A 22,235-nucleotide genomic window follows, 5' to 3' on the forward strand; every position below is an offset into this window, starting at 1 on the left:
CTTGCCTGGTTTCGGTCCGCTCGCGACGGGCGTTCCCAGTGAGTCCTTGGATTCGGCGGCTATGCTGGTCGATACTCGTGAGTCATGACGACAGGAGGACAGGATATGAGCATTCGTGTGGCGATAGCCGGTGTGGGGAATTGCGCCTCGTCGCTGGTCCAGGGGGTGCGGTTCTACCGGGACACCGCCGACGATGACAGGATTCCCGGACTGATGCACAACGTCTTCGGCGGGTACCGCGTCCGCGACATCGAGTTCGTCGCGGCCTTCGACGTCGACTCCCTCAAGGTCGGACATGACCTGTCCGAGGCGATCGGGGCGTCCGAGAACAACACCATCAAGTTCGCCGACGTGCCGAACCTCGGCGTCGAGGTGCAGCGCGGACCGACCTACGATGGTCTGGGCGAGTACTACAGGCAGATGATCCATGAGTCCGAGGCCGAGCCGGTGGACGTGGCGCAGGTGCTGCGCGACCGCAGGGTCGACGTGCTCGTCAGCTATCTGCCGGTGGGCTCCGAGCAGGCCGACAAGGCCTACGCCACCGCAGCGATGGATGCCGGCTGCGCCTTCGTCAACTGCCTGCCCGTCTTCATCGCCTCCGACCCGGAATGGGCCGACAAGTTCCGTGACGCCGGCGTGCCGATCATCGGCGACGATATCAAAAGCCAGGTCGGCGCGACCATCACCCACCGGGTCCTCGCGCGCCTGTTCGAGGACCGCGGCGTGCGCCTCGACCGCACCTACCAGCTGAACGTCGGCGGCAACATGGACTTCATGAACATGCTGCAGCGCTCGCGTCTCGAGTCGAAGAAGATCTCCAAGACGCGCGCCGTCACCTCCATCGTCCCCCACGACATGGATCCCCATGACGTCCATATCGGGCCGTCGGACTACGTGGCCTGGCTCGATGACCGCAAGCTCGCCTTCGTGCGTCTCGAGGGCACGACCTTCGGCGACGTGCCACTTAATCTCGAGTACAGGCTCGAGGTGTGGGATTCGCCGAACTCGGCCGGCATCGTCATCGACGCCGTCAGGGCGGCGAAGATCGCCCTCGACCGGCATCTGGCGGGCCCCGTCCTGGCGCCGAGCTCCTACTTCATGAAGTCCCCGGCCGTCCAGCATGAGGACACCGAGGCCAGGCAGCTGGTCGAACGCTTCATCAGCGGCGAGGTGGAATCCACCGAGGCCGATCTGGAGGGCGACGTCGACGCGGCGAAGGCCGCCGGGAAGAACGTCTGGAAGGCCTGAGAGCCTGTGGATCATGGGTGACGGGGGCCGTCTCCGCAAGGAGGCGGCCCCCGTCACGCGCCAGACGGGTCGGCGTCAGATCGAGGCCTCCTCGCGGCGGCTGCGCAGCAGGGGATCGACCTGATGCTCGTAGGCGTTCAGCGCGGATCCGATCACGTTGTGCATGTCGTAGTAGGCGTAGGTTCCCAGACGCCCGCCGAAGACGACCATGGGCTCGGCCTTCGCCTTTGCGGCATAGCGCTGATAGAGGGCATGGTCCGCGGCCGTGTTCACCGGATAGTATGGCTCGTCGTTCCGCGAGGCGAAGCGGCTGTGCTCCTGCCAGACGACGGTCCGGTCCGGGTTCTGCGCGTCGCGGCGTTCGGGGTTGAAGTTCTTGAACTCGATCGCGCGCGTGAACGGGACGTCGGCGTCGGCGAAGTTCATCACCGGGCATCCGAAGTGGTCCCCCTCGTCATAGCGGACCTCGGTGAAGTCGACTGTCCGCCATTTGAGGTCGCCGAGCTCGTAGTCGAAGTAGCGGTCCACGGGGCCCGTGTACACAATCGGCACCCTGCCGACGAGCGCCCTGCGGTTAAGAGGCTGGGACTCGTCGAAGAAGTCGGTGCCCAGCGTCACGTGGATGCGTGGGTCCGCGACCATTCGCGTCATCCAGGCGGTGTACCCGTCCTTGGGCAGACCCTCCCAGGTGTCGCGGAAGTAGCGGTTGTCGTAGGTGAACCGCACGGGCAGGCGCCGGATGATGCTCGCGGGCAGTTCGCTGGGGTCGGTCTGCCACTGCTTGGCCGTGTAGTTCTTGATGAAGGCCTCGTACAGGGGGCGTCCGATGAGGCTGATGCCCTTGTCGTTGAGATTCGTGGGGTCGGTTCCCGCCAGCTCGCCGGCCTGACGCTCGATGAGGGCCTGGGCCTCGCCGGGCGTGTAATGAGCGTGGAAGAACTGGTTGATGGTCCCCAGGTTGATGGGCAGGGGATACACCTCGCCGTCGTGCGTCGTGTAGACCCGATGCACGTAGTCGGTGAACTCGGTGAAGCGGTTGACGTACTTCCAGACCGTGGGGTTCGAGGTGTGGAACAGATGCGCCCCGTACCTGTGGATCTCCGCGCCGGTGTCCTCATCCATAGAGGAGTAGGCGTTGCCCCCGATATGGGGTCGCACGTCGATGATCTCGACCCTGGCCCCCAACCTCTCCGCCGCCTGCTGGGCGACCGTCAGGCCGAACAGCCCGGCTCCGACGATGACCAGATCCGCATCCATGGCGCGATCCTTTCGATGATCGGTGTTCTTCGCGATGTTCCGACGCCCCTGACGCCATGGCCCATGCTACTCGCAGCCTGGGGGACGAGTCCCGGCGGTGGTGATGTACACTGGAGCCTGCCTCCGCGTGGCGTCATGCCGCCCAATCCCCCCAGGGCAGGAATGCAGCAAGGGTAAGCGGCCTCCGACGGGTGCGCGGGGGTTTCCTCTTTTTTCTTTTGTTCCTTGCTTTCCCTTCCTTCTTTCTTCCCGCGCTTTCCTTCCTCCGTCCTTCCCCCCGACGCCGGCCGCTTGTGAGTTTTTCGGTGGGGTTCGTCGCGAGACCCGCGTGGAAGGCCCCTATGGTCCTAGAGTCGGAGTCATGCCTCAGTCTTCACCTCTTTCCCCAGCTCCGCAGGATCGGTCGACGGAGGATGACGACCTGTCCGCCCTCGTTCCCTCGCCGCCCGTTACGACGCCTGACGACGCCGGGGCGGGCCGGGGCCGCGGGACCCCGGTCCTCGCGGAGGAGGTGGCCGATGACGGACGCGAGGTCCATGGCCATCGCATGGTTCCTGATGACGATGCGGAGGTCAGGCTGGGTCTGTCCAGCCTTGACCCCCTGGTCGTGCGTCCCCGCGTCTCGGCGCGAGTGGCATGCCTGCTGCTGGGACTGCTGCTTGTGGGACTGGCGTTCGCCGCGTGGTGGGTGGGGGTGCGGACGATGGACGGGCAGGCCTTCGAGGATATGGTCTGGTCGTATCTGCCCTCCCTGCTTCCCGCCGTGATGAGGACTGTGGTGGGACTCGTCGCCCGTTCCGCCGTCGTCATCGCCCTCAGCGCCGCCTTCGCCATCGTCGGCGTGGCATGCGCGATCTTTCGACGTCGCTGGTGGCTGCTTGGCCAGATGGTCGTTCTGGCGCTGCTCGGATACGCCGCCACCTGGCTCAAATCCCTTCTCGTCCGACCGATGATCATCGAGACCGAGTCGCGGCATCTCAACTCGGCGCCATCGGGCCATGTCATCATGGCCGCTCTTGCCGGAGCCGCTCTGCTGATGGCCGTTCCCCGCGTCGCCAGGGCCCTTGCGGCGGTTCTCGCCACGCTTCTGACGTCGGTGGTGGGCCTGTCGGTGCTCTACGGTCAGTGGCATAGACCCGTGGACGTGCTGATGTCCCTGCTCCTGGTGGCGGGTCTGTGCCTCGTCGTCCTCGCGGGCACGCGCACCTCCGGAATGGATCCGGTCGGCGGCCGGGCGTCGTCCACGGCGATACAGATCATCGGCTCCGTGCTTGTCACGGCCGGTCTGGTCGCGCTCGTCTACGGCGTCTTCATCATCTGGCAGATCCTCCCCGGACTCGACATGTCCGCCGCATGGGCCCGTTCCGGCGCCGTGCTGACCGCCGAGGTGCTGGTCGTCGGCGTCTGCGCCCTGACCTCCGGGCTCGTTCTCGCCATGCGGCAGGTCACCGCGTCCCCGCTGTCGAAGATCGGTCTGATCGGCGCCCCGCCCGCCCCTCCACGGCCCTAGACCGATCCCGTTCCACCCTCGTCGTGTCCTCGCGTTGTAGGGTTGGCGACGTCGCATGGTGATGTCGCATGGTTATGATGGCGACCGAAACGGGGGACCGATGGCCAAAGGAGCGTCAATGACAGGCGGGACGAAGCTCGTTATCGTGGAGTCTCCGACGAAGGCCAGGAAGATCGGCGGATATCTCGGGGACGGATACACGGTGATGGCGTCCGTCGGGCATATCCGGGATCTCGCGCAGCCCAGCGAGGTGCCCGCCGACAAGAAGAAGGCCTTCGGCCGCTTCGGGGTGGACGTCGACGACGGCTTCGAGCCCTACTACGTGGTGGGTCCCGAGAAACGCAAAACCGTGGCCGACCTCAGGGCCGCGCTGAAGAAGGCCGACGAGCTCTTCCTCGCCACCGATGAGGACCGCGAGGGCGAGGCCATCGCCTGGCATCTGGTCCAGACGCTCAGACCCAAGGTCCCCGTGCGGCGCATGGTCTTCCATGAGATCACGCCCGAGGCCATCCGCGCCTCGCTCGGCCATACGAGGGACGTCGACGATCACATGGTCGACGCCCAGGAGACGCGCCGCGTCCTCGACAGGCTCTACGGCTACGAGCTGTCCCCTGTTCTCTGGCGCAAGGTCGGGCCCGGCCTGTCCGCCGGTCGCGTGCAGTCCGTCGCCACCCGGCTCATCGTCGAGCGGGAGCGCGAACGGATGGCCTTCGTCAGGGCCTCCTACTGGGACGTGACGGCGGAGCTCGCTCCGGACGGGCGGGATGCCGCGGATGCGGCTGACGGGGACGGGCAGACCGGCTCCTTCCGCGCCCGGATGGTCGGGCTGGGTGGGCGCAGGCTCGCCGCGGCGAAGGACTTCGCGGCCGACGGGACCCTCACCCCCGCCGGTTTCGCGGACAACGTGCTGCGTCTGGATGAATCCGGTGCCAGGGGACTGGCGAAGGATCTGCTGGCGGTCCCGTTCACCGTCTCCTCCGTGGAGTCGAAGCCGTACCGGCGTCGCCCCCAGCCGCCGTTCACCACCTCCACTCTGCAGCAGGCGGCCGGGAACCGGCTGTCGATGGGCTCGAGGCAGACGATGCGGGCGGCTCAGGGGCTGTACGAGAACGGCTTCATCACCTATATGCGAACCGATTCGGTCACTCTGTCCCATGAGGCCATCGACGCCGCGCGCAACGCGGTCGAGTTCCATTTCGGGTCACGGTTCCTCTCCGACTCCCCCAGGCAGTACGCGACGACCTCCGCCGGGGCCCAGGAGGCTCATGAATGCATCCGTCCGGCCGGGGCCCGGTTCCGCGACCCGAAGGAGCTGGAGGGGAAGGTGCCGCCCGACCAGCTCCGCCTCTATACCCTGATCTGGCGTCGGACGCTGGCTTCGCAGATGGCCGATGCCGTCGGTTCGACGGCCACCGTGCGTCTCGCCGCCTCTGCGGGGGCGCGGGGGGAGGCGCTGTTCCAGGCCTCCGGGACGGTTATCGAGTTCCCGGGCTTCCTCAGGGCGATGGGGGATCACGCGTCGTCCTCGCATGAGGCGGGTCACAGGGATCGCGCGGCCGGCGGTCGCGCCGGCGCCGAGGCGGAGGGCGCGGCGTTGCCGCCCATGTCCGAGGGCGATGTGATGCAGGCGCTCGGCGTCGAGGCGGAGGGACATGAGACGCAGCCCCCCGCACGGTATACCGAGGCGTCGCTGGTGAAAACCCTCGAGGCCAGGGAGATCGGTCGTCCTTCGACCTACGCGAGCATCATCTCCACCATCATCGACCGTGGCTATGTGTACGAACGGGGTCGGGCGCTTATCCCGTCATGGCTGGCCTTCGCCGTGACGCGCCTGCTGGAGACCAAGTTCCCGACCTACGTCGATTATCGGTTCACGGCGGATATGGAGAACGGACTCGACAGGATCGCCCACGGCGAGGAGACGGGACGCGACTGGTTGACGAGGTTCTACTTCGGCAGCGGTGACGAGTCCGCCAGCACGTCCGGCGAGGCTCACGAGGGACTGCAGCGGCAGGTCGCGCAGCTCGGCGAGATCGACGCCCGGGCCATCAACACCATCGACATCGGCGACGGCATCCATGTGCGCGTGGGCCGCTATGGCCCGTATCTCGAGGACGTCTCCACCCCCGACCCCGAGGGCAACCCCCGCCACGCATCGATTCCCGACGGCCTCGCCCCCGATGAGCTCACCGTCGACAAGGCCCGCGAGATCCTGGACTCCAATGCCGGTGGGCCGCGCGTCCTCGGAACCGATCCGGACACCGGCGGCACCGTCGAAGTCCGGGTGGGACGTTTCGGACCCTATGTCGTCCTGGTCCCGCCGGAGAAGAACAAGGATGATGACGCGTCCGGAGTCGAGCCGTCGGCCCCCGAAACCGCCGCGAGGGCCCCGGAGGCTCCCATGGAGACATCCGATGGAAGAAGACGGGCGACGACGAGCCGCCGCGGCTCCGGGTCGGCAGGCTCCTCTTCGACCGACAAGCCTCGGATGGCGTCGCTGTTCTCCTCGATGGACCCTGCCACGCTGACCCTTGACGATGCCCTGAGACTGCTCGGCCTGCCTCGCGTCGTCGGCTCCTATGAACAGGACGACGGCAAAGGCGGCGAAGCCGAGATGACCGTCACCGCCAGCAACGGCCGCTACGGCCCGTACCTGACGCGAACCGCCGCGGACGGAACGAAGGAGACACGCTCGCTGTCCTCCCAGGACCAGATCTTCTCCATGGGCATCGATGAGGCGAAGGAGCTGTTCGCGCAGCCCAAATATGGTCGTGGACGAGGCCGGGCGGCGGCCAAACCGCCTCTGCGGGAGCTCGGTGCCGATCCGGACACCGGTCGTCCCGTCGTCATCAAGGACGGGTTCTACGGCGCCTACATCACCGATGGGGAGACCAATCGGACCCTTCCCAAGCAGTATGCGCCTGACTCCATCGAGCCCTCCGACGCCTTCCGTCTGCTGGCGGAGAAGCGCGCGGCCGGTCCGACGAAACGTCGCCGCTCCTCGTCGTCGAAATCCGCGAAAACCTCGAAGTCCGCGAAATCGACGGGAAGGACGGCATCGACACGGGGCGCGTCATCCGCGTCGAAATCCGCGAAAACCTCGAAGTCGGGGACGTCGCGAACCACCCGTAAAGGCTCCACGACAGGGGCGGCGCGCTCCCGTCGGGCGTCCGGCGAATCCTCCACGTCATCCGCGAAGGCCGGCGGGTCGTCGGGACGCGCGTCCCGCACCCGTTCGACGACGTCGGCGGCGTCCTGACGATGACGGGTCTGTTCCTGTCCTTCGAGGGGGTCGACGGCTCGGGGAAGACGACCCAGGTCGCTTTGCTCAGCGATTATCTGCGGGATCGTGGCCATAAGGTCGTGGTCACCCGCGAGCCGGGAGGCACGGCGCTGGGAACCGGCCTGCGCGGGATGCTGCTGCAGGGCGCCGGCGACGCCCCCATCCAGACCCGCGCGGAGGCTCTGCTGTTCGCGGCCGACCGCGCCCAGCACGTCGGCGAGGTCATCGCCCCGGCTCTCGAGCGGGGGGACGTGGTGGTGTGCGACCGCTACATCGACTCCTCCCTCGCCTACCAGGCCGGCGGCAGGGAGCTTACCGTCGACGAGGTGCGTCGCATCAACATGTGGGCCTGCGGGGGGCTGCTGCCGGACCGGACGTATCTGCTGGACATCGATCCCGGCGGCGCCATGGATCGGCTGGACCGGCGGCGGGACCGCATGGAGTCCGCCGGTGAGGGCTTCCGGGCCCGGACGCGCGCGTCCTTCCTCGGGCTGGCCCGAAGAGAGCCCGGCCGCTTCCTCGTGCTGGATGCGGGCCGGCCGCGGGAGCGCCTGGCCGCGCTGATTCGGGCCGACGTGGACGCGCTGCTCAGCGGAGGGCGTCCATGAGCGTATGGGACGATATCGTCGGTCAGGAGACCGTGGTGTCGCGGCTGAGCGCCGTGGCCCGTGGCGACGGGTCGGCGATCGCGCAGTCCTGGCTGATCTGCGGCCCTCCGGGATCCGGACGTTCGAACGTCGCCCGGGCCTTTGCGGCGGCTCTCGAAAGTCCCGACCACGGCATGGGTGCCGAGCCTTCGAAGACCAGCCGCCAGGTCCTCGCCGGGACGCATCCGGACGTCACCGTTCTGGCGACGGACCGCGTGACCATCGGCATCGACGAGGTGCGTTCGCTGATCGAGACCAGCGAGCAGACGCCCTCCCTGGGACCGTGGCGCATCATCATCATCGAGGACGTCGATCGGATGCTCGAGCGCACGACCAACGTGCTGCTCAAGGAGATCGAGGAGCCCGCCGAGCGCACCATCTGGATGCTGTGCGCGCCCAGCGCCGAGGACGTGCTTCCCACGATCCGTTCGCGAACGCGTCTGGTGGGTCTGGCCGTGCCCTCGACCGCGCAGGTCGCCGCCTTCCTGGGAAGGCAGGGGGTCGGGGCCGGCCTGGCCGCGCGAGCCGCCCGGCTGTCCGAGGGGCATATCGGCGTGGCGCGTCTGTATGCCGGCGATCCCAGGGCGCTTGCGGCCCGCGATGAGCTCGTCGTGGGGGTTCTGGGACTGAGCCGCGCCTCCGATGCCGTGCTTCTCGCGGCCAGGCTCGTCGCCGACGCCTCCGATCAGGCGGCCCGGGACGTCGAGGCCCTCACCGCGCGTGAGGAGGCCGAGTTCAGACGCCTCAACGGCCTGGGGGAGAAGGACCGCATCCCGCCGAAGCTGCGGGGGGCCTTCAACGCCATCGGACGCAAGGACGAGGTACGGCGGCGCGTGACACGGCGCAGTCGTGATGTCCTGGACCGTGCGCTGACGTCGGTGGCGAGCGTGTACCGGGATGTCGCCGTACTCCAGAACGGGGCGGAGGATGCGGCCGGTCTCGTCAACAGGGAGAACCGCACCGCCATCGTCGAACTCGCCGCGCGGCTGGACCGGGCGGGTTCGGTCCGTCACCTCGATGATGTCGCCGTGGCGCGGCGACGGCTGGCGGGCAACGGCAACCCTGCGCTCGTGTTCGAGGCGCTGTTCTGCTCGCTGATATAGATGACCGGCTGTGGGCCGGCGGAGTGGATTGCGTCGCCGAAGAAACTGGTCGGCGGGTGCCTTCCAGGGTTCAGGCGGGCTCGAGGGGGCGTGTCCACTCCGGAAGCATGGGGATGGCGATCGTCGGCACGTCGGAGTCGGCCGTCGTCCGTCCCTTCCCCTCTCCTCCCTTGGGTCCTGAGGAATAGGAAAGGTCGTCGCCCGGCCGCCCATCCGGAGCATCCCATTCCGGGGCGCCCGGTTCAGCGAGAAGACGCAGGGCCGCGTCGCCCATGTCCCTGAAGTCCGGACGGAGGCGCTCCGACGGGCCGGTGCCCGCTTCGTCGGAGTCCTCATGATGACGGTCCGTGATGGTCACCAGACGAGGACGGTCCTCGGAGGTCTCTTCGGTCGTTTCATGCAGCCTCGTCTCAAGCGCCAGACGCGCCCCGTCCGTCACCGCGTCCGTGACGCAGATAATTCCGTCGGGGCGGTGGTCCCGATCGCCGGCGGTCATCCGCACCACATCGTCGTACCCCCGTTTTGTGTCCGTCGGGCCGAAGCTCATCCAGTCGCCTCGCGTTATGGCGTGGACGGGGGCGAGCGCCGTTTCGAAGCCTACGAAGTAGGAGGCCCCTCGGAGGGATTCCGCCGCGGGTGCGAGAAGGGCGATGCGCCGGGATCCGCGTTCGACGAGCCGGGCCACGGCGAGCTGCAGAGTGGAGTCCAGGTCGATGCCGACGCGGCCGTTCGATGACGAGGGGACCGATGCGGGCTCCGAGGCGCTGACACGGATGACGGGGAAGGGCGCGGAGCGCAGAGCCGGCGGAACCGGTGCATCGGATTCGCCGGGTTCCGCGGCGACCATGACACAGCCGTCGACGACCTGCCCGAAGACGGGTCTCGAGTCCGCGCCTGCGGATGATCGGCCACGACCCTCCGGCGCAAGGCTCGAGGCGTTGAGCAGAAGCACCTGATGGCCCCGCTCGGCCGCCAGACCGGCGAAGCATGCGACGAATCCCGCCGCGAAGGGGCTCGGCGAATTCGGAACGACAAGAGCCAGGGTGGTGGCCGTCTCCGCGCGCAGAGCGCTCGCCGCGGGATTCGCCGTGTAATGGAGGACTCGGGCCGCCTGCCTGACGCGTCGGGCTATGTCGTCGTCCTTCGATCGGTGCCCTGACAGGACGCGTGACACCGTCGCCGTGGACACCCCCGCCGCGACCGCCACGTCGATGATGGAGCGGCGTCGGGCGGGTGACGGCATGGGACTACTCGCCCTTGGCCAGCGTGTGGATGAGAGAGTCCGCCACGTTCTCGGCGTCATCGCCGGTGACGACGATTTCGACGGTATCGCCGCCCTTGACACCCAGACCCATGACGGAGAGGATGCTGGCGGCGTTCACTCCGGCGGCCCCGGGCTGCTTGGAGATCGTCACCGAGCAGCCGGAGGCTCCGACGGCCTGGGAGAACTCGGCGGCCGGACGGGCGTGGATGCCAACGGGGTCGGTGATGACGACGGTGCGCGTTGCGGTGGACATGGGGACACTCCTTTGCGTCGGATTCGCGTCTTTGCCTGCAATGCATGACGGATGCCGGTTATGCGCCGGTGCGTTCCGGTAGGGCCGCCGGACGCGAACAGGGCGGCTGCCCATCGTGGACAATACTAGCATCGGCATCGACGTGAGAAAACGTTTACCCCACTCATGATGCGGTTTTTGCGTGTATACTGATGCGCATTGGCACGCGTCTTCCGCAACGACGTGGGACGCACGCCGGCCAGAGCCGACGGCTCCGGCCGTATTCAAAGGAGAACCCATGGTCATCACAGGAATCGGAATCGGCCGCGGTGTCGCCCTCGGTCCCGTCGTTCGCATGGCTCCGGCGCTTGCCGAACCCTCCGACGACCCCAGACGGTCCGACGTGTCCGCGGCGGCTGAATTCGAACGCGCCAGCAGATCGCTGGACGCGGTGAGGAAGGATCTCGACGCCCGCGCCACGGCCGCGCTGTCCGGCGACGAGGGCGCCCGCAAGGCGGCGCCCATCCTCCAGGCTCTTGGGCAGATGGCGGCCGATCCGGCTCTGCTGGACTCCATACGCGGTCTCATCGACGCGGGGAAGACCGCGCCGCGCGCGGTTCTCGAGGGCTTCGCCGGATTCGAATCGACGCTGTCGGCGCTCGGAGGATACATGGCGGAGCGCGCCGGCGATCTGCATGACGTCGGTCAGCGCGTCATCGCCGATCTCCTCGGCGTCCCCGCCCCCGGCGTTCCGGTGAGCGATTCACCCTTCGTCCTCGTCGCGGAGGACCTCTCGCCGGCGGACACGGCGGCGCTCGACCTTGACAAGGTCCGTGCCATCGTCACCAGCCAGGGAGGGCCCACCAGCCATACCGCCATTCTGGCGCGCGCCCGTGGCATCGTCGCGGTGGTCTCCGCGTCCGGTGCGGACGGTCTGGCGAACGGAGATGAGGTCATCGTCGATGCCGCCCACGGGCGGGTCGTCACCGATCCCACGCCGGAGCAGCTCCACGAGGCCGACGAGGCCCGTGCCCACGCCGCGCATGCCCGCAGCCTGCGGGGCAGGTCGGGTGCGCTGAAGGACGGCACGCCGCTTCCCCTGCTCGCCAACGTCGGCAAGCCGGAGGATGCCGATTCGGCCCTCGAATACGGAGCCGAGGGCGTGGGCCTGTTCCGCACCGAGTTCCTCTTCATCGGCGACGAGCAGCCCCCGAGCGTCGACGAGCAGACCGAGGCCTACACCCGGCTCCTGTCGCGATTCCCCGGGCGCAAGGTCGTCATCCGCATGCTCGACGCGGGAGCCGACAAGCCCCTGCCGTTCCTCACCCCCGAGGACGAGCCGAATCCCGCCCTCGGCCTGCGCGGTCTGCGCACGCTGCGCGTCCACCGCCAGGTCCTCGAGGATCAGCTCGAGGCCCTCGCCCGTGCGGACGCCGCCACCGAATCCGACCTGTGGGTGATGGCGCCCATGGTGGCGGATGAGCATGAGGCCGCCTACTTCGTCCGGCTCGGCAAGGAGAAGGGGCTGAAGAAGGTCGGTGCCATGGCCGAGGTCCCGTCCATCGCCCTGGTGGCCGACAAGGTCGCCGAGGTGGCGGACTTCGTGTCCATCGGCACGAACGACCTCACCCAGTACACCCTTGCCGCCGACCGCACCCTGGGCTCCGTGGCGAACTATCAGACCGCCTGGCATCCGGCCGTGCTGAGGGCCATCAAGCTCATCGCCGACGCGGGCAACGCCCATGGCATGCCCGTCGGGGTCTGCGGGGAGGCGGCGGCCGATCCCGACCTGGCCGTGGTGCTCGCGGGTCTCGGCGTCAATTCGCTGTCCATGACGCCGGTGGCGCTGGACGACGTGCGCGCCGAGCTGCTGTCGCACACCCTTGAGGAGGCCCGCGAGAAGGCCAGGGCCGCCCTGGACGGCGAGTTCTATCATCCCGCCTGGTGAGGGGGATCCGTCGATGGGGTCCGGCGCCGCCGCGCCATCGGCGGACGGCGGAGCCGGGCCTCATCGATCGTCGCGCGTGCGATACTGAAGACATGAGAGTCTCAGCGGATTTCACCGTCATTCCGGACGCCTATGCGAAGAAGGCGCCGCAGGAGAACCGTGTGGACGGCGTCCCCGTGGTCTCCTTCCCCTTCTACGTCGACGACATGCGCCCCGACGTGCGCTGGCTGCACTGGCAGCTCGTCGACCCCGACGCCATCCCCGTCTGCGGCTTCGAATGGATACACTGGTCGGTCGCCAACGTGCCCGTGGACGCGCTGATGTACGACTTCAACGACTCGCATGCGCTGGCCATCCCGGCCGACTTCTCCCGCACCCTGCCCTCCATGATCCCCGAGGCGCTTCAGGGCCGCACCTCGCATGCCGGTTCTCTTGTCGGCGACGCGAACCCGGCCGTCATCATGCGCTACAACGGGCCGAATCCGCCTGACCGCGACCACCAGTACCTGCTGGACGTCTGGGGGACGGCCGATCCGCTTCCCGGTCTGCGCCAGGGGTTCTGGCTCAATGCCCTGTACCATGCCATCCGCTCCCACGAGGGACCGGTGGACCAGGGCGGTCTGGCCGTCACGGGACGCGTCTGAGGCCCGGGCCCGCCATGGCGCACGGCAGCCGGCATATGCCGTCATGCCGTGCCCGATGGGTCCGACAGTCATGCACAGGGGCGTCAGGCCCCGGAAGGAAGCAGTATCCATGGGATGCACCACCATTCTCGTCGGGCGGAAGGCCAGTTATGACGGCTCGACGATCATCGCCAGGAACGAGGATTCCGCGAACGGGGAGTTCAATCCCAAGCGCTTCGTCGTGGTCCGTCCACAGGACCAGCCCCGACGCTACCGGAGCGTGATCTCCGGTCTGACCATCGATCTCCCCGACGATCCGCTGCAGTACACGGCGGCCCCCAACGCCGATCCGGCGGAGGGCGTCTGGGGCGAGGCGGGGGTCAACGAGGCCAACGTCGCCATGAGCGCCACCGAAACCCTCACCACCAACGAACGCGTGCTGGGAGCCGACCCCCTCGTCGAACGGGTGGCCGCGCACGGCGTGCAGGGCGAGGCGGGATACGAGCCGGGCACGCCCGGAGGTATCGGCGAGGAGGACTTCCTCACGGTCGTCCTGCCCTATGTGCGCACCGCCCGCGAAGGGGTCCGACGTCTTGGAGCTCTTCTCGAGCGCTACGGAACCTACGAGATGAACGGCGTGGCCTTCAGCGACGTCGATGAGATCTGGTGGATGGAGACCGTCGGAGGCCACCATTGGATCGCCCGGCGCGTTCCCGACGAGTCCTACGTCACGATGCCCAACCAGCTGGGCATCGACGAGTTCGACCTCGACGATGCACTGGGCGACCAGGAGCAGCATATGTGCTCCGCCGACCTCGCCGACTTCATCGCCGACAATCACCTCGACCTGGCCGTCGAATCCACGACGCCCTTCGACCCGCGGGACGCCTTCGGGTCCCACTCCGATTCCGACCATGTGTACAACACGCCCCGCGCCTGGTTCATGCAGCGCTTCCTCAATCCCTACGACGAGATGTGGGATGGAACGGACGCGGACCATCGTCCCTCCAGCGACGACATCCCCTGGGCGCGGCAGCCCGAGCGCAAGGTGACCGTCGAGGACGTCAAATACGTGCTCAGCTCGCATTACCAGGGCACGCCCTACGACCCCTACGGCCGTCTCGGCACCGACGCCACCCGTCGCATGCTCCGGCCCATCGGCATCAATCGGCAAAGCGAGCTCGCCGTCATCCAGATTCGCCCCTACCGTCCGCAGTCCTGCCGTGCCATCCAGTGGATGGCGTTCGGATCGAACCCCTTCAACGCGCTCGTTCCCTTCTACGCGAACGTCGACGCCACGCCGGAGTATCTGGCGGACACCACGACGCGCGTGACCACCGAAAGCCTGTACTGGGAGAACCGGGTCATCGCGGCGCTGTGCGATGCGCATTTCGCCGACACGGCCAACGCCGTGGAACGCTACCAGGAGCTCGTGGGAGGACTCGGACATCGGCTTCTCGCCGCTACCGACGACCAGGTGGCGCGCCTCGGAGGCGTCGAGGAGTCCGAGGCGGCCGAGCGTGCGAAGAAGGACGAGCGGGACGAGGACGTTGACCCTCTGGCGCCCGAGGACGTCGTCGCGGCCACCCGTGACGCCGAGGTGCGCGGAATGCTGGGGACGGCCAACCAGACTATGGCCGACCAGCTGCGCGAGAGAACCGACGCCCTTCTGGGCGACGTGCTCTACACCGCCAGCATGGGCATGCGGAACGGCTTCAACCGCTCCGACCACTAGGCGGCGCGTCAGGGGGCCATCGGCGGCATCCCCGGACGCCCGGAGCGGCTATGCCCCCGCCTACTATGGGACTGTTCGGCAGCCGCGCACCGGCCTGGTCCGGGCGTGGCCTGCAGGCACGTCACCCCATGAAGGCAAGGAGACCATGACTCTTATCGACCGGTTCACCGCCGACTACGGCAAGGTCCGCAAAATCGACGCGTTCGGCTATCTCGACTACCTCCGGAGCAATCCGGACGCCCCGCGCAAGCACGGCAAGGTGGTGCTGGTCACCGCCGACACCCCGCTCAAGGCCTCCCGAGGCGAGGGGAAGACCACCACCACCATCGCTCTCATCGACGCCCTGCGCGCACGCGGAATCGACGCCGCCGCCGTGCTGCGTCAACCGAGCATGGGCATCACCGCTGCCGGCTCCAAGGGCGGCGCCTCCGGTGGCGGCGTGGCGTCTCTCACACATCCCGAGCTCGTCGACTGGGGTCTGTGCGGTGAGATGGCCGCCATCTCCGCGGCGCAGAACCTTCTGGTCTCCTTCGCCGAGAAGGGCATCGACGAGGGGCTTCTCGACACGGTTCTGGTTCCCCGCGTCTGCGAGGTGCCCTCGCGCTCGCTGCGCCAGATCGCCGTCGACCGCGGCAAGGGGAACATCCCCGAACGGGTCGTTCTCACGCCCACCTGCGAGCTCATGCAGATCGTCGTCCTGTCGAGGTCGATGGATGAGATAGGCCGTCGCGTGGCCGCGATGATCGCCGGGACGAAGAACGGCAGGCCCGTGGCCTTCGGCGAGTTCATCGACCTGTGGCGGATCACCAACATCCTCGGCGACGCCGTGAAGCCCGCCCTCACGGAGACGAAGGACGGCTCGCCCGTCTACGTCCATGGCGGCCCCTTCGCCAACGTGTCCATCGGCATCCCCTCGCTCATCTCCGTCGAGACCGCCTGCGCCCTGCATGACGTGGTCGTCGTCGAGGCAGGCTACGGAACCGACGCCGGGGCCCAGAAGTGGCTGGACATCGCCTGTCGTGAATACGGCGCCGAATGGCCGTCCGCGGCCGTGGTCGTCACCCGCGCCACCACCTGGCGCGACGACCCGACCCTGAGCTGGCGCTACCCCTTCCATGTGAACCGTCTGGAGGGTCTGGGCATCCCCACCTTCCCGCTGATCAACCTGTGGAGCGGCGAGGACGACCAGATCGACTCGCTGAAGGCCACGGCCCGCGAGCTCGGCTTCCGCGAGCCCGTCGTCGGGAACCTGTTCCGCGACGGTGGCGAGGCCCTGGTCCCGCAGCTCGACCCCTTCGTCGAGGCGCTGTCCTCGGTGGATGCAGCCGGCCACCGTCCGGAGAGCCATAGGGGCATGCCCCTGCTCGACGACGTGCGCTGGGTGGCCCGTAGCGCGTACGGCGTTCCCACCGAAAGGGTCGTGCCGCGCGAGGGATTTGCCCAGTCGCTCCAGTCGGCCTCCGATCTGGCGGCCGCCGCCGGACTGGACATCAACGACCTCGCGCTGGTGGCCGTCAAGTCCCCGGCGACCATGACCGACGACGACCATGCCCCTGAGGACACGCGTTCCGTGACCCTCAAGAAGGTGGAGATCCACGCCGGCGCCGGACTGGTGCACGTCAACCTCACGACGTCGCTGACCACGCCCATGCCCAAGATCGTCTGATCGCCCGGTCGTCCGCTCATCCGATCCTCCGGTCGCCGGAGGTCGGGGACGACCGGTAGGGTCATGGCCCCACTCGTGGTCCGTCGCTTATGCGGAAACGCCCGCCGGATTCCCTCGTCCGGCGGGCGTTTCGCCTTCACGTCGGCTCACGCCCTAGAAGTTCGCGCCGTTCCATCCCCAGTCGGTGGTGGCCGTGTATCGGATATAGGTTCGGTTCTTCGGGATTGACAGCTGTTCCGACAGCGCGTCCATGATCGCCTCCGTCAGCTTCTCCCACGAGCTTGACGGCACGGACCGGCCGAAGACGTTGACCTCCACGTAGGCGGCAGGCTCGTCATTGCTGCCGGCGAAGTAGATGGGCATGTCATCCTCGAAGGGGCACATCAGCCAGCCTTCGGACTTGCCGGGCACGGCGGTGATGGCCTTTCCGTAGGCCCTCTTCAGCGCCTCGCGCTGCTCGGGGGTGGTGTGGACGGAGACATGGGTGTGAATGACGGGCATGTGCTCTCCTTAGGATTCGTTCGGCCGCGTCCGCGGTCCTCCACCATCGTAGGGTTCTTTCGGAAGGCCGGAGGGAGCATCCGCCTCATGCGGGCCCCATGATCGCCTCGTGCGCGGATTCGGAAAGGATTCGGCGTCCTTTCGGACTGCTGTCAGCGCGGACGTGTTGAATGGTCGCCCGTGAGAACACTGATTGCGCAGCTCATGAAGTTCGGTGTCGTCGGACTCGTCGCCTTCGTCATCGACATGGGCATCCTCAACCTTCTTGTGGGCGTCTTCCACATGCATAACGTCCTGGCGGGGTCGATCTCCTTCCTTGTCTCGCTGGCGTTCAACTATGTGGCGAGCATGAGGTTCGTCTTCACCCATCGGGATGACATGGCCCGGTGGATGGAGATGCTCATCTTCTTCCTGTCGGCGGCCGTCGGACTGTTCATCAACGACGCCATCATCTGGATCAGCACCTACGGCATGAACCATGACGCCATGGTCACCCAGCATGCGGAATACTGGATCCGCACCAACATCGGCAAGCTCATCGCCACCGTGGTGGTGGCCGTGTGGAACTTCGTCATTCGCAAATGGCTGCTCGACGACACCCGTACGAACGCCATGAACAGGCTGCGCGCCTTCGACCGGCGTCTCACCCCCGAGGAGCTGGAGACGCGATGGGAGCGCAGCTTCGCCCATCGTCTGGGGGCATGGTCACTGGCTCATACCCCCAAGGGCTGGCCTCGATAGAGGCGGTTCCTCTCTTCCCGATGCCATGGCCGCGTGAGAAGTCCTTGTTCATTTGTTGGGCGGATTACGGCCGGAATCATGAGCGTTGCGATCTGAGAATGGCGGAATTCCGGGGCTTGCCGTATGTGATACCGGTTGATGCCCGCCCAGGACGCGTTCGAAGTGCCCACAATGCGTCTTGGGTGCCCAAGGAATCACCGGGTTCAGACGCTGACCTCGGTGAGAACCGGGTTCTCGGTGCCCTGCCGTATCTGCTTCAGTCCCACGAAGGCGATGGCCAGTGAGCTGAAAGCGAGCGCGGTGACGGTGAGGAATCCGCCATGCGACCCCATGCGATCGATGACGACGCCGGCCAGAGCGGATCCGGCCGACCCGCCGATGGAGTTCATGGCCCCCATCCAAGCGACCCCCTCGGTGAAGCGGCTGGGCGGAACGAGATGGAGCATAAGCTGGTTGCCGTTGATCCAGGTCGGCGCCTGGCAGACGCCGATGACGAGATAGATGATCATGATCGTCCACAGATTATGGGCGAACATGAAGCTGCCGAGACCGATGTTGACCACCGCGAGGCACACGTAGAAGCGCTTCCACAGGGGCGTCGCCCAGTTCCGCGCACCGTAGACCACCGCCCCCATCAGCGAGCTCAGCGAGAAGCACGCGAAGACGAAGCCCGTGTACTGGCGCAGATTCTGCTCGGTGGCGAAGGCGATGATGGAGATTCCGGCGGCGGACTGAAAGGCGCCCAGCCCGAACCATGTGGCGCACACCGCCACCAGTCCAGGCCCCCAGATGGAGCCCGTCGTGCGGCCGCGGTCCCCGGCCCCCTGCGAGCGCAGCCCCGCGGCCCGGTCCGCCTCGCGGCGGCGGAACTGGGCGCGCGTCAGCCCGGCGGCGCGGGCGAGCTGCGTCTGCGAGGGCGGCTCCGTCGTGGTCTCCGTGAGGAACATCAGGGCACCGATGACCACGCACAGGCCCGTGACGGAGAACGCCAGAAGTCCTGATATCACCGCCAGGGTCGAGGACAGGGGGTTGCCGATCACCCACATGCACTCGTCGAGGACCCCGGACAGGGACAGGGCGCGGTCCGTGCGTATGCGGTTCCCATGGAGCAGATGCGTCCAGCGCGTCCGGCTCATGCCGCCCCACGGAGGGATGGCGGCGAGGAAGGGCGTGAGACAGAAGAGAATCCACTCCGGCGCCCGCGCCGTGATGCAGGAGATCAGCGCGGTGGAGGCGACGATCCATACGAGGATCGTCGGTATGGACACCCGGCGCTGTCCGAAGCGATCCACCAGGCCACCGAGGACGGGACTGGCGATGGCCAGGGAGATGGCCTGCACGGCCGTGAGGGCGCCGGCCAGAGTGTAGTTGCCGTAGTAATGCTGAACGGAGATGGTGATGGTCATGCCCACCATCGGGAAGGGCATGCAGGCCAGAACCGATCCCACCGCGAAGCGTGCGGTGTGGGGTATGCGCAGCAGTTCGGCGTAGCCGCCGAAGACGCGTCCCCCCATCTGCCGTACGGCGATGGCCAGGTCGTTCGCCATGGTCGTTCCTTTCCGGCTTCCTTCGGTCCGCGCTCCGTGCCTTCCCGCGCCGTTCCCCGGTGCGCCACGTCGTGGCCTGCCGAGCCTCATGACGCCCCAGAAACAGGCGCCACTTTATCCGGGGGCCCATGCCGACACGCGGTAGATTGAAGGGGATACGCCGTCGACGGAAGGGACAGCATGCCGGCAACCACCATCCATTTCGTACGGCACGGGGAGGTCCTCAATCCCGGGCACATCCTCTATGAAAGGCTTCCCGGGTTCCACCTGTCGGACAGGGGCCGTCGCATGGCCGAGGCGACCGCCCGCTATCTGGCCGCGAACCCGCAGACCACCGCGGCGTCAGCCGTGTACTGCTCGCCGCTGGACCGGACGAGGGAGACCGCGCAGGCCATCGTCAAGGCGTTGAACGAGGCGCGTGGCCGTCGCGGTCAGGAGCCGCTCGAGGCCGTGGCGGACGATCGCCTCATCGAGGCGGGCAACGAGTTCCGTGGACGCAGGATCGGCTATGGGGAGGGCGCGCTGTGGCGTCCGGAGAACCTCCGTCTGGTCCGCAACCTGTGGATTCCCAGCTGGGGGGAGAGCTACCGGAATATCGCCTCGCGCATGGCCGCGTTCGCCCGTGAGACGATCTGGCGGCATCCGGACGAACAGGTCATCGCCGTCAGCCATGAATCGCCCATATGGTCGTTCCGCCATCTGCTGGAGACGGGTCGTCCCGAGCACAACATGCTTCTGCGTCATGTGGCTCTTGCCTCGGTGACCTCGGTGACCTTCGACGGCGAGACCGGACGGGTCATGTCCATCACCTACGCGGATCCCGCAGCCGACGTAGGCTGAACGCGGGGCCCCACGCGGCGGGCATGACGAACGGGCGGGCGTGGGCTTCGCCGGCGGACGAAGTCGTCCGTCGGGCCGTTTGTCGGGAAGGAGCGTCCGCGGCGTCAGATGTGATGCGCGGACAGGCCCTTGAGGCCCACTGTCCTGCCCCAGTGGGGCATAGGCGTCGAGTGGGATCAACGGGCCGGGGATGCGGCGCCGGAATCGGCTGGTCGGACCCCGGTTCGGGGGATGCGGGACGAAAGGAGTCGTGATGCGCGACGCGATCGATGACATGGCCATCGCCTCGGCGGCGATGCTGCCGGAGGTCAGACGGGCGGCCATGGCGGGTGCCGGCCTGATGTCGTTGTGGCCGCTGACGGATGCCGACCGTCTCGCCAACGACGCGAAGTACACGGAGAATCTCCGGATGCGCGTCACCCGCGTCCTGGCCGGAATCATGACCGGCGAGGAGGTCACCGTGGCCGATGCCGAATACGTCGTGGATGGCGCCGACATGCTTCCGGGTCGTCCCGAAACGGTGATGCGTGCGCTTCTGGCCGCGAACGACGCCTATGACGCCATGTCGGACTATGGCCGGACGGGCGACGTCGCGGCCGTGATGCGTGCGGCCGGCATGCTTGGCGTCGACTGGGGCGACGGTCTCGTCAGGGCCGTTTCCGAGACGCTGGACATCGTCGACACCACGCTGCGAGGCCCGCAGATCGCCCTTCCCCGGACCTCCGATGACGAGGAGACCATCTCCCAGAGGCTCGCCGCCGTCGCCGTCGCCTGCGACGGGCTGCTGGGAACGATTGCCGATGCGGCGGATGCCGGGGCCATCAGCGCCCGTCTATGCCTGCCGGTCGTGCCGTACGCCAACGAGCTGTGCGAGCGGCTCGCCATCCCGAGACTGTTCATCGACGCCGAAGGTCTGGCCGCGCTGGTGTCGGACCGCGCCGATCCCGGCGACGGCATCCGACCCTCCGACGCCGTGGCCCGGCTGCTGGCCGGCGATGCGGTCGCGGAATGGGGACGGCATCGTGAGGCCGTGCTCTGGGACCCCGAGGAGTCCAGACGTCAGGCGCAGGCCGATGATGACGGCCGTCGCCGTCAGGAGCTTGATGATCGGCTCGGGGGGAAGGACGCCGGTTCGGCGGCAGCGGCCTGAGCCGTATCCGAAACCGCCGGGGCGTTCTTCCGGGGGCGTGCCGCGTCCTCTCTTCCGCGACCGTGCCGTGGGGATCGTCCCGCGGGCCGTCTAGCGGGCCGAATCGTCCTCCGTCCCGTCGTCGGGGCCGAGCAGGATTCGCTCCGCCAGAGACGTCGCCCCCAGCAGGACGCCGGTGAGCGCGATGGCCACGATCGTGGCCGCGAAGATCGGCGGGGTCCGGAACGAGTTGAAGGCGGCCTGCAGCCATATGCCCAGACCGTTGATGGCGCCCAGGTACTCCGCCGTGATGGCCGTGCCCACCACGTAGGCGGCGGCGATGCGAATGCCGCCGAAGACCTGCCGTGCCGCCACCCGCAGACGCACATGCCAGAGCGTCCAGGCGCGCGTCGCCCCGCAGGTGAGCGCCACGTCCTCATAGAACCCGGGTACGGCGGCAAGCCCGCGGCAGGTCTGCACGGCGACGGGGAAGGCGCCCAGAACTGCCACGAGCACCACCTTGCCGAGGGGGTCGAACCCGAACCAGATCATGAACAGCGGGGCGATGGCGATGAGGGGGATGGTCTGGGCGGCGACGAGCAGAGGGTAGAGGGTCCGCCGCATCAGCGACGAGACGTACAGACCGATGCCGATGAACACCCCCGCGACGATGGCGATGAGGAAGCCGGCGACCGATTCGGCGGCGGTGACGCGAGTGGCCGCCATAAGCTGCGGCCAGGTCGACGCCATCGAGCGGATGATCTGGGTGGGGGAGGCCAGCGTCCGTTCCGGGATGCGGCCCAGATCCACCGCCGTCTGCCAGACGAGGAGCAGCAGGACGAGTCCCACGGCTGCGGGAAGCGCCGTATGGGTGCGGTGTCCCGGGGCACCGGGTCTGCGTCGGTCGTGTGGACGAGGGTGCTGAAGATCTCGCCCGTCATCCGGGGTCGCGCGGTCGGAT

The 22,235-nt window shown here is 67.7% G+C and carries 18 protein-coding genes and 1 other RNA gene; 13 read left to right on the forward strand and 6 right to left on the reverse strand.

All coding sequences use genetic code 11. The features are described from left to right. Positions 1 to 105 precede the first annotated feature (105 nt). Positions 106 to 1,248, forward strand: coding sequence for an inositol-3-phosphate synthase (locus RWX87_RS00225; protein WP_314685755.1), 1,143 nt, complete (start codon positions 106 to 108; stop codon positions 1,246 to 1,248). A 75-nt stretch (positions 1,249 to 1,323) separates the two neighbouring features. Here RWX87_RS00225 and glf read toward each other — a convergent pair whose 3' ends face one another. After that, the gene (gene glf, locus RWX87_RS00230) at positions 1,324 to 2,505 is read right to left on the reverse strand and encodes a UDP-galactopyranose mutase (RefSeq protein WP_314685756.1); all 1,182 of its coding nucleotides are present in this window, start codon (positions 2,503 to 2,505) and stop codon (positions 1,324 to 1,326) included. 117 nt (positions 2,506 to 2,622) lie between these two features. Between glf and ffs the strand changes: the two genes are divergently transcribed. The 5 genes from ffs to RWX87_RS00255 all read left to right on the forward strand — a co-directional run bounded on the left by ffs (position 2,623) and on the right by RWX87_RS00255 (position 9,048). Further along, positions 2,623 to 2,713: signal recognition particle sRNA small type (gene ffs / locus RWX87_RS00235), an RNA gene on the forward strand. A 303-nt stretch (positions 2,714 to 3,016) separates the two neighbouring features. After that, entirely contained in the window at positions 3,017 to 4,015 is a 999-nt protein-coding gene (locus RWX87_RS00240; protein WP_314685757.1) for a phosphatase PAP2 family protein, read from the forward strand. Positions 4,016 to 4,133: 118 nt separating this feature from the next. After that, positions 4,134 to 7,274: a type I DNA topoisomerase gene (gene topA / locus RWX87_RS00245; RefSeq protein WP_314685758.1), complete on the forward strand. Its 3,141-nt coding sequence runs from the start codon at positions 4,134 to 4,136 to the stop codon at positions 7,272 to 7,274. A gap of 2 nt (positions 7,275 to 7,276) precedes the next feature. Beyond that, positions 7,277 to 7,906, forward strand: coding sequence for a dTMP kinase (gene tmk / locus RWX87_RS00250; protein ID WP_314685759.1), 630 nt, complete (start codon positions 7,277 to 7,279; stop codon positions 7,904 to 7,906). Then, positions 7,903 to 9,048 carry a DNA polymerase III subunit delta' gene (locus tag RWX87_RS00255; RefSeq protein ID WP_314685760.1) on the forward strand — a complete coding sequence of 382 codons (1,146 nt, stop codon included), beginning with the start codon at positions 7,903 to 7,905 and terminating at the stop codon, positions 9,046 to 9,048. Before tmk ends, RWX87_RS00255 begins: the two co-directional genes overlap by 4 nt. A 70-nt stretch (positions 9,049 to 9,118) precedes the next feature. Here RWX87_RS00255 and RWX87_RS00260 read toward each other — a convergent pair whose 3' ends face one another. After that, positions 9,119 to 10,291, reverse strand: a complete 1,173-nt coding sequence (locus RWX87_RS00260) for a LacI family DNA-binding transcriptional regulator (RefSeq protein ID WP_314685761.1) — start codon at positions 10,289 to 10,291, stop codon at positions 9,119 to 9,121. 4 nt (positions 10,292 to 10,295) lie between these two features. Beyond that, entirely contained in the window at positions 10,296 to 10,565 is a 270-nt protein-coding gene (locus tag RWX87_RS00265; RefSeq protein WP_314685762.1) for an HPr family phosphocarrier protein, read from the reverse strand. Positions 10,566 to 10,842: 277 nt separating this feature from the next. Here RWX87_RS00265 and ptsP point away from each other — a divergent pair, with 277 nt between their 5' ends. From ptsP to RWX87_RS00285, 4 genes are all read left to right on the forward strand, one after another. Continuing rightward, on the forward strand, positions 10,843 to 12,492 hold the full coding sequence (ptsP, locus tag RWX87_RS00270) for a phosphoenolpyruvate--protein phosphotransferase (protein ID WP_314685763.1): 1,650 nt from the start codon (positions 10,843 to 10,845) through the stop codon (positions 12,490 to 12,492). 92 nt (positions 12,493 to 12,584) lie between these two features. Further along, positions 12,585 to 13,136 carry a YbhB/YbcL family Raf kinase inhibitor-like protein gene (locus tag RWX87_RS00275; RefSeq protein ID WP_314685764.1) on the forward strand — a complete coding sequence of 184 codons (552 nt, stop codon included), beginning with the start codon at positions 12,585 to 12,587 and terminating at the stop codon, positions 13,134 to 13,136. A gap of 109 nt (positions 13,137 to 13,245) precedes the next feature. After that, positions 13,246 to 14,850, forward strand: coding sequence for a C69 family dipeptidase (locus RWX87_RS00280; RefSeq protein ID WP_314685765.1), 1,605 nt, complete (start codon positions 13,246 to 13,248; stop codon positions 14,848 to 14,850). A gap of 145 nt (positions 14,851 to 14,995) precedes the next feature. Beyond that, entirely contained in the window at positions 14,996 to 16,516 is a 1,521-nt protein-coding gene (locus tag RWX87_RS00285) for a formate--tetrahydrofolate ligase (protein ID WP_314685766.1), read from the forward strand. A 153-nt stretch (positions 16,517 to 16,669) separates the two neighbouring features. Here the strand turns inward: RWX87_RS00285 and RWX87_RS00290 are convergent, their stop codons facing one another. Beyond that, positions 16,670 to 17,017: a phenylpyruvate tautomerase MIF-related protein gene (locus RWX87_RS00290; protein WP_314685767.1), complete on the reverse strand. Its 348-nt coding sequence runs from the start codon at positions 17,015 to 17,017 to the stop codon at positions 16,670 to 16,672. A 204-nt stretch (positions 17,018 to 17,221) separates the two neighbouring features. On the opposite strand from RWX87_RS00290, the gene RWX87_RS00295 reads away from it, so the two are divergent. Beyond that, on the forward strand, positions 17,222 to 17,758 hold the full coding sequence (locus tag RWX87_RS00295) for a GtrA family protein (RefSeq protein ID WP_314685822.1): 537 nt from the start codon (positions 17,222 to 17,224) through the stop codon (positions 17,756 to 17,758). A gap of 203 nt (positions 17,759 to 17,961) precedes the next feature. Here RWX87_RS00295 and RWX87_RS00300 read toward each other — a convergent pair whose 3' ends face one another. Then, positions 17,962 to 19,305 carry an MFS transporter gene (locus RWX87_RS00300; RefSeq protein ID WP_314685768.1) on the reverse strand — a complete coding sequence of 448 codons (1,344 nt, stop codon included), beginning with the start codon at positions 19,303 to 19,305 and terminating at the stop codon, positions 17,962 to 17,964. A 180-nt stretch (positions 19,306 to 19,485) separates the two neighbouring features. Here RWX87_RS00300 and RWX87_RS00305 point away from each other — a divergent pair, with 180 nt between their 5' ends. Then, positions 19,486 to 20,145 (forward strand): histidine phosphatase family protein, encoded by a 660-nt coding sequence (locus RWX87_RS00305; protein WP_314685769.1) that lies wholly within the window; start codon positions 19,486 to 19,488, stop codon positions 20,143 to 20,145. Positions 20,146 to 20,398: 253 nt separating this feature from the next. Then, positions 20,399 to 21,295 (forward strand): hypothetical protein, encoded by an 897-nt coding sequence (locus RWX87_RS00310; RefSeq protein ID WP_314685770.1) that lies wholly within the window; start codon positions 20,399 to 20,401, stop codon positions 21,293 to 21,295. A 90-nt stretch (positions 21,296 to 21,385) separates the two neighbouring features. Here RWX87_RS00310 and RWX87_RS00315 read toward each other — a convergent pair whose 3' ends face one another. Continuing rightward, positions 21,386 to 22,123 carry an ABC transporter permease gene (locus RWX87_RS00315; RefSeq protein ID WP_314685771.1) on the reverse strand — a complete coding sequence of 246 codons (738 nt, stop codon included), beginning with the start codon at positions 22,121 to 22,123 and terminating at the stop codon, positions 21,386 to 21,388. Between the last annotated feature and the right edge of the window lie 112 nt (positions 22,124 to 22,235).

It is taken from the genome of uncultured Bifidobacterium sp. (assembly GCF_963540075.1).
Classification (GTDB): domain Bacteria; phylum Actinomycetota; class Actinomycetes; order Actinomycetales; family Bifidobacteriaceae; genus Bifidobacterium.

What these genes read in the sequence shown, in the direction of transcription:
- RWX87_RS00225 (WP_314685755.1), top strand. Translation starts at nt 106, where the DNA reads ATGAGCATTCGTGTGGCGATAGCCGGTGTGGGGAATTGCGCCTCGTCG.
- glf (WP_314685756.1), bottom strand. Translation starts at nt 2,505, where the DNA reads ATGGATGCGGATCTGGTCATCGTCGGAGCCGGGCTGTTCGGCCTGACG.
- topA (WP_314685758.1), top strand. Translation starts at nt 4,134, where the DNA reads ATGACAGGCGGGACGAAGCTCGTTATCGTGGAGTCTCCGACGAAGGCC.
- tmk (WP_314685759.1), top strand. Translation starts at nt 7,277, where the DNA reads ATGACGGGTCTGTTCCTGTCCTTCGAGGGGGTCGACGGCTCGGGGAAG.
- RWX87_RS00255 (WP_314685760.1), top strand. Translation starts at nt 7,903, where the DNA reads ATGAGCGTATGGGACGATATCGTCGGTCAGGAGACCGTGGTGTCGCGG.
- RWX87_RS00260 (WP_314685761.1), bottom strand. Translation starts at nt 10,291, where the DNA reads ATGCCGTCACCCGCCCGACGCCGCTCCATCATCGACGTGGCGGTCGCG.
- RWX87_RS00265 (WP_314685762.1), bottom strand. Translation starts at nt 10,565, where the DNA reads ATGTCCACCGCAACGCGCACCGTCGTCATCACCGACCCCGTTGGCATC.
- ptsP (WP_314685763.1), top strand. Translation starts at nt 10,843, where the DNA reads ATGGTCATCACAGGAATCGGAATCGGCCGCGGTGTCGCCCTCGGTCCC.
- RWX87_RS00275 (WP_314685764.1), top strand. Translation starts at nt 12,585, where the DNA reads ATGAGAGTCTCAGCGGATTTCACCGTCATTCCGGACGCCTATGCGAAG.
- RWX87_RS00280 (WP_314685765.1), top strand. Translation starts at nt 13,246, where the DNA reads ATGGGATGCACCACCATTCTCGTCGGGCGGAAGGCCAGTTATGACGGC.
- RWX87_RS00285 (WP_314685766.1), top strand. Translation starts at nt 14,996, where the DNA reads ATGACTCTTATCGACCGGTTCACCGCCGACTACGGCAAGGTCCGCAAA.
- RWX87_RS00290 (WP_314685767.1), bottom strand. Translation starts at nt 17,017, where the DNA reads ATGCCCGTCATTCACACCCATGTCTCCGTCCACACCACCCCCGAGCAG.
- RWX87_RS00295 (WP_314685822.1), top strand. Translation starts at nt 17,222, where the DNA reads ATGAAGTTCGGTGTCGTCGGACTCGTCGCCTTCGTCATCGACATGGGC.
- RWX87_RS00300 (WP_314685768.1), bottom strand. Translation starts at nt 19,305, where the DNA reads ATGGCGAACGACCTGGCCATCGCCGTACGGCAGATGGGGGGACGCGTC.
- RWX87_RS00305 (WP_314685769.1), top strand. Translation starts at nt 19,486, where the DNA reads ATGCCGGCAACCACCATCCATTTCGTACGGCACGGGGAGGTCCTCAAT.
- RWX87_RS00310 (WP_314685770.1), top strand. Translation starts at nt 20,399, where the DNA reads ATGCGCGACGCGATCGATGACATGGCCATCGCCTCGGCGGCGATGCTG.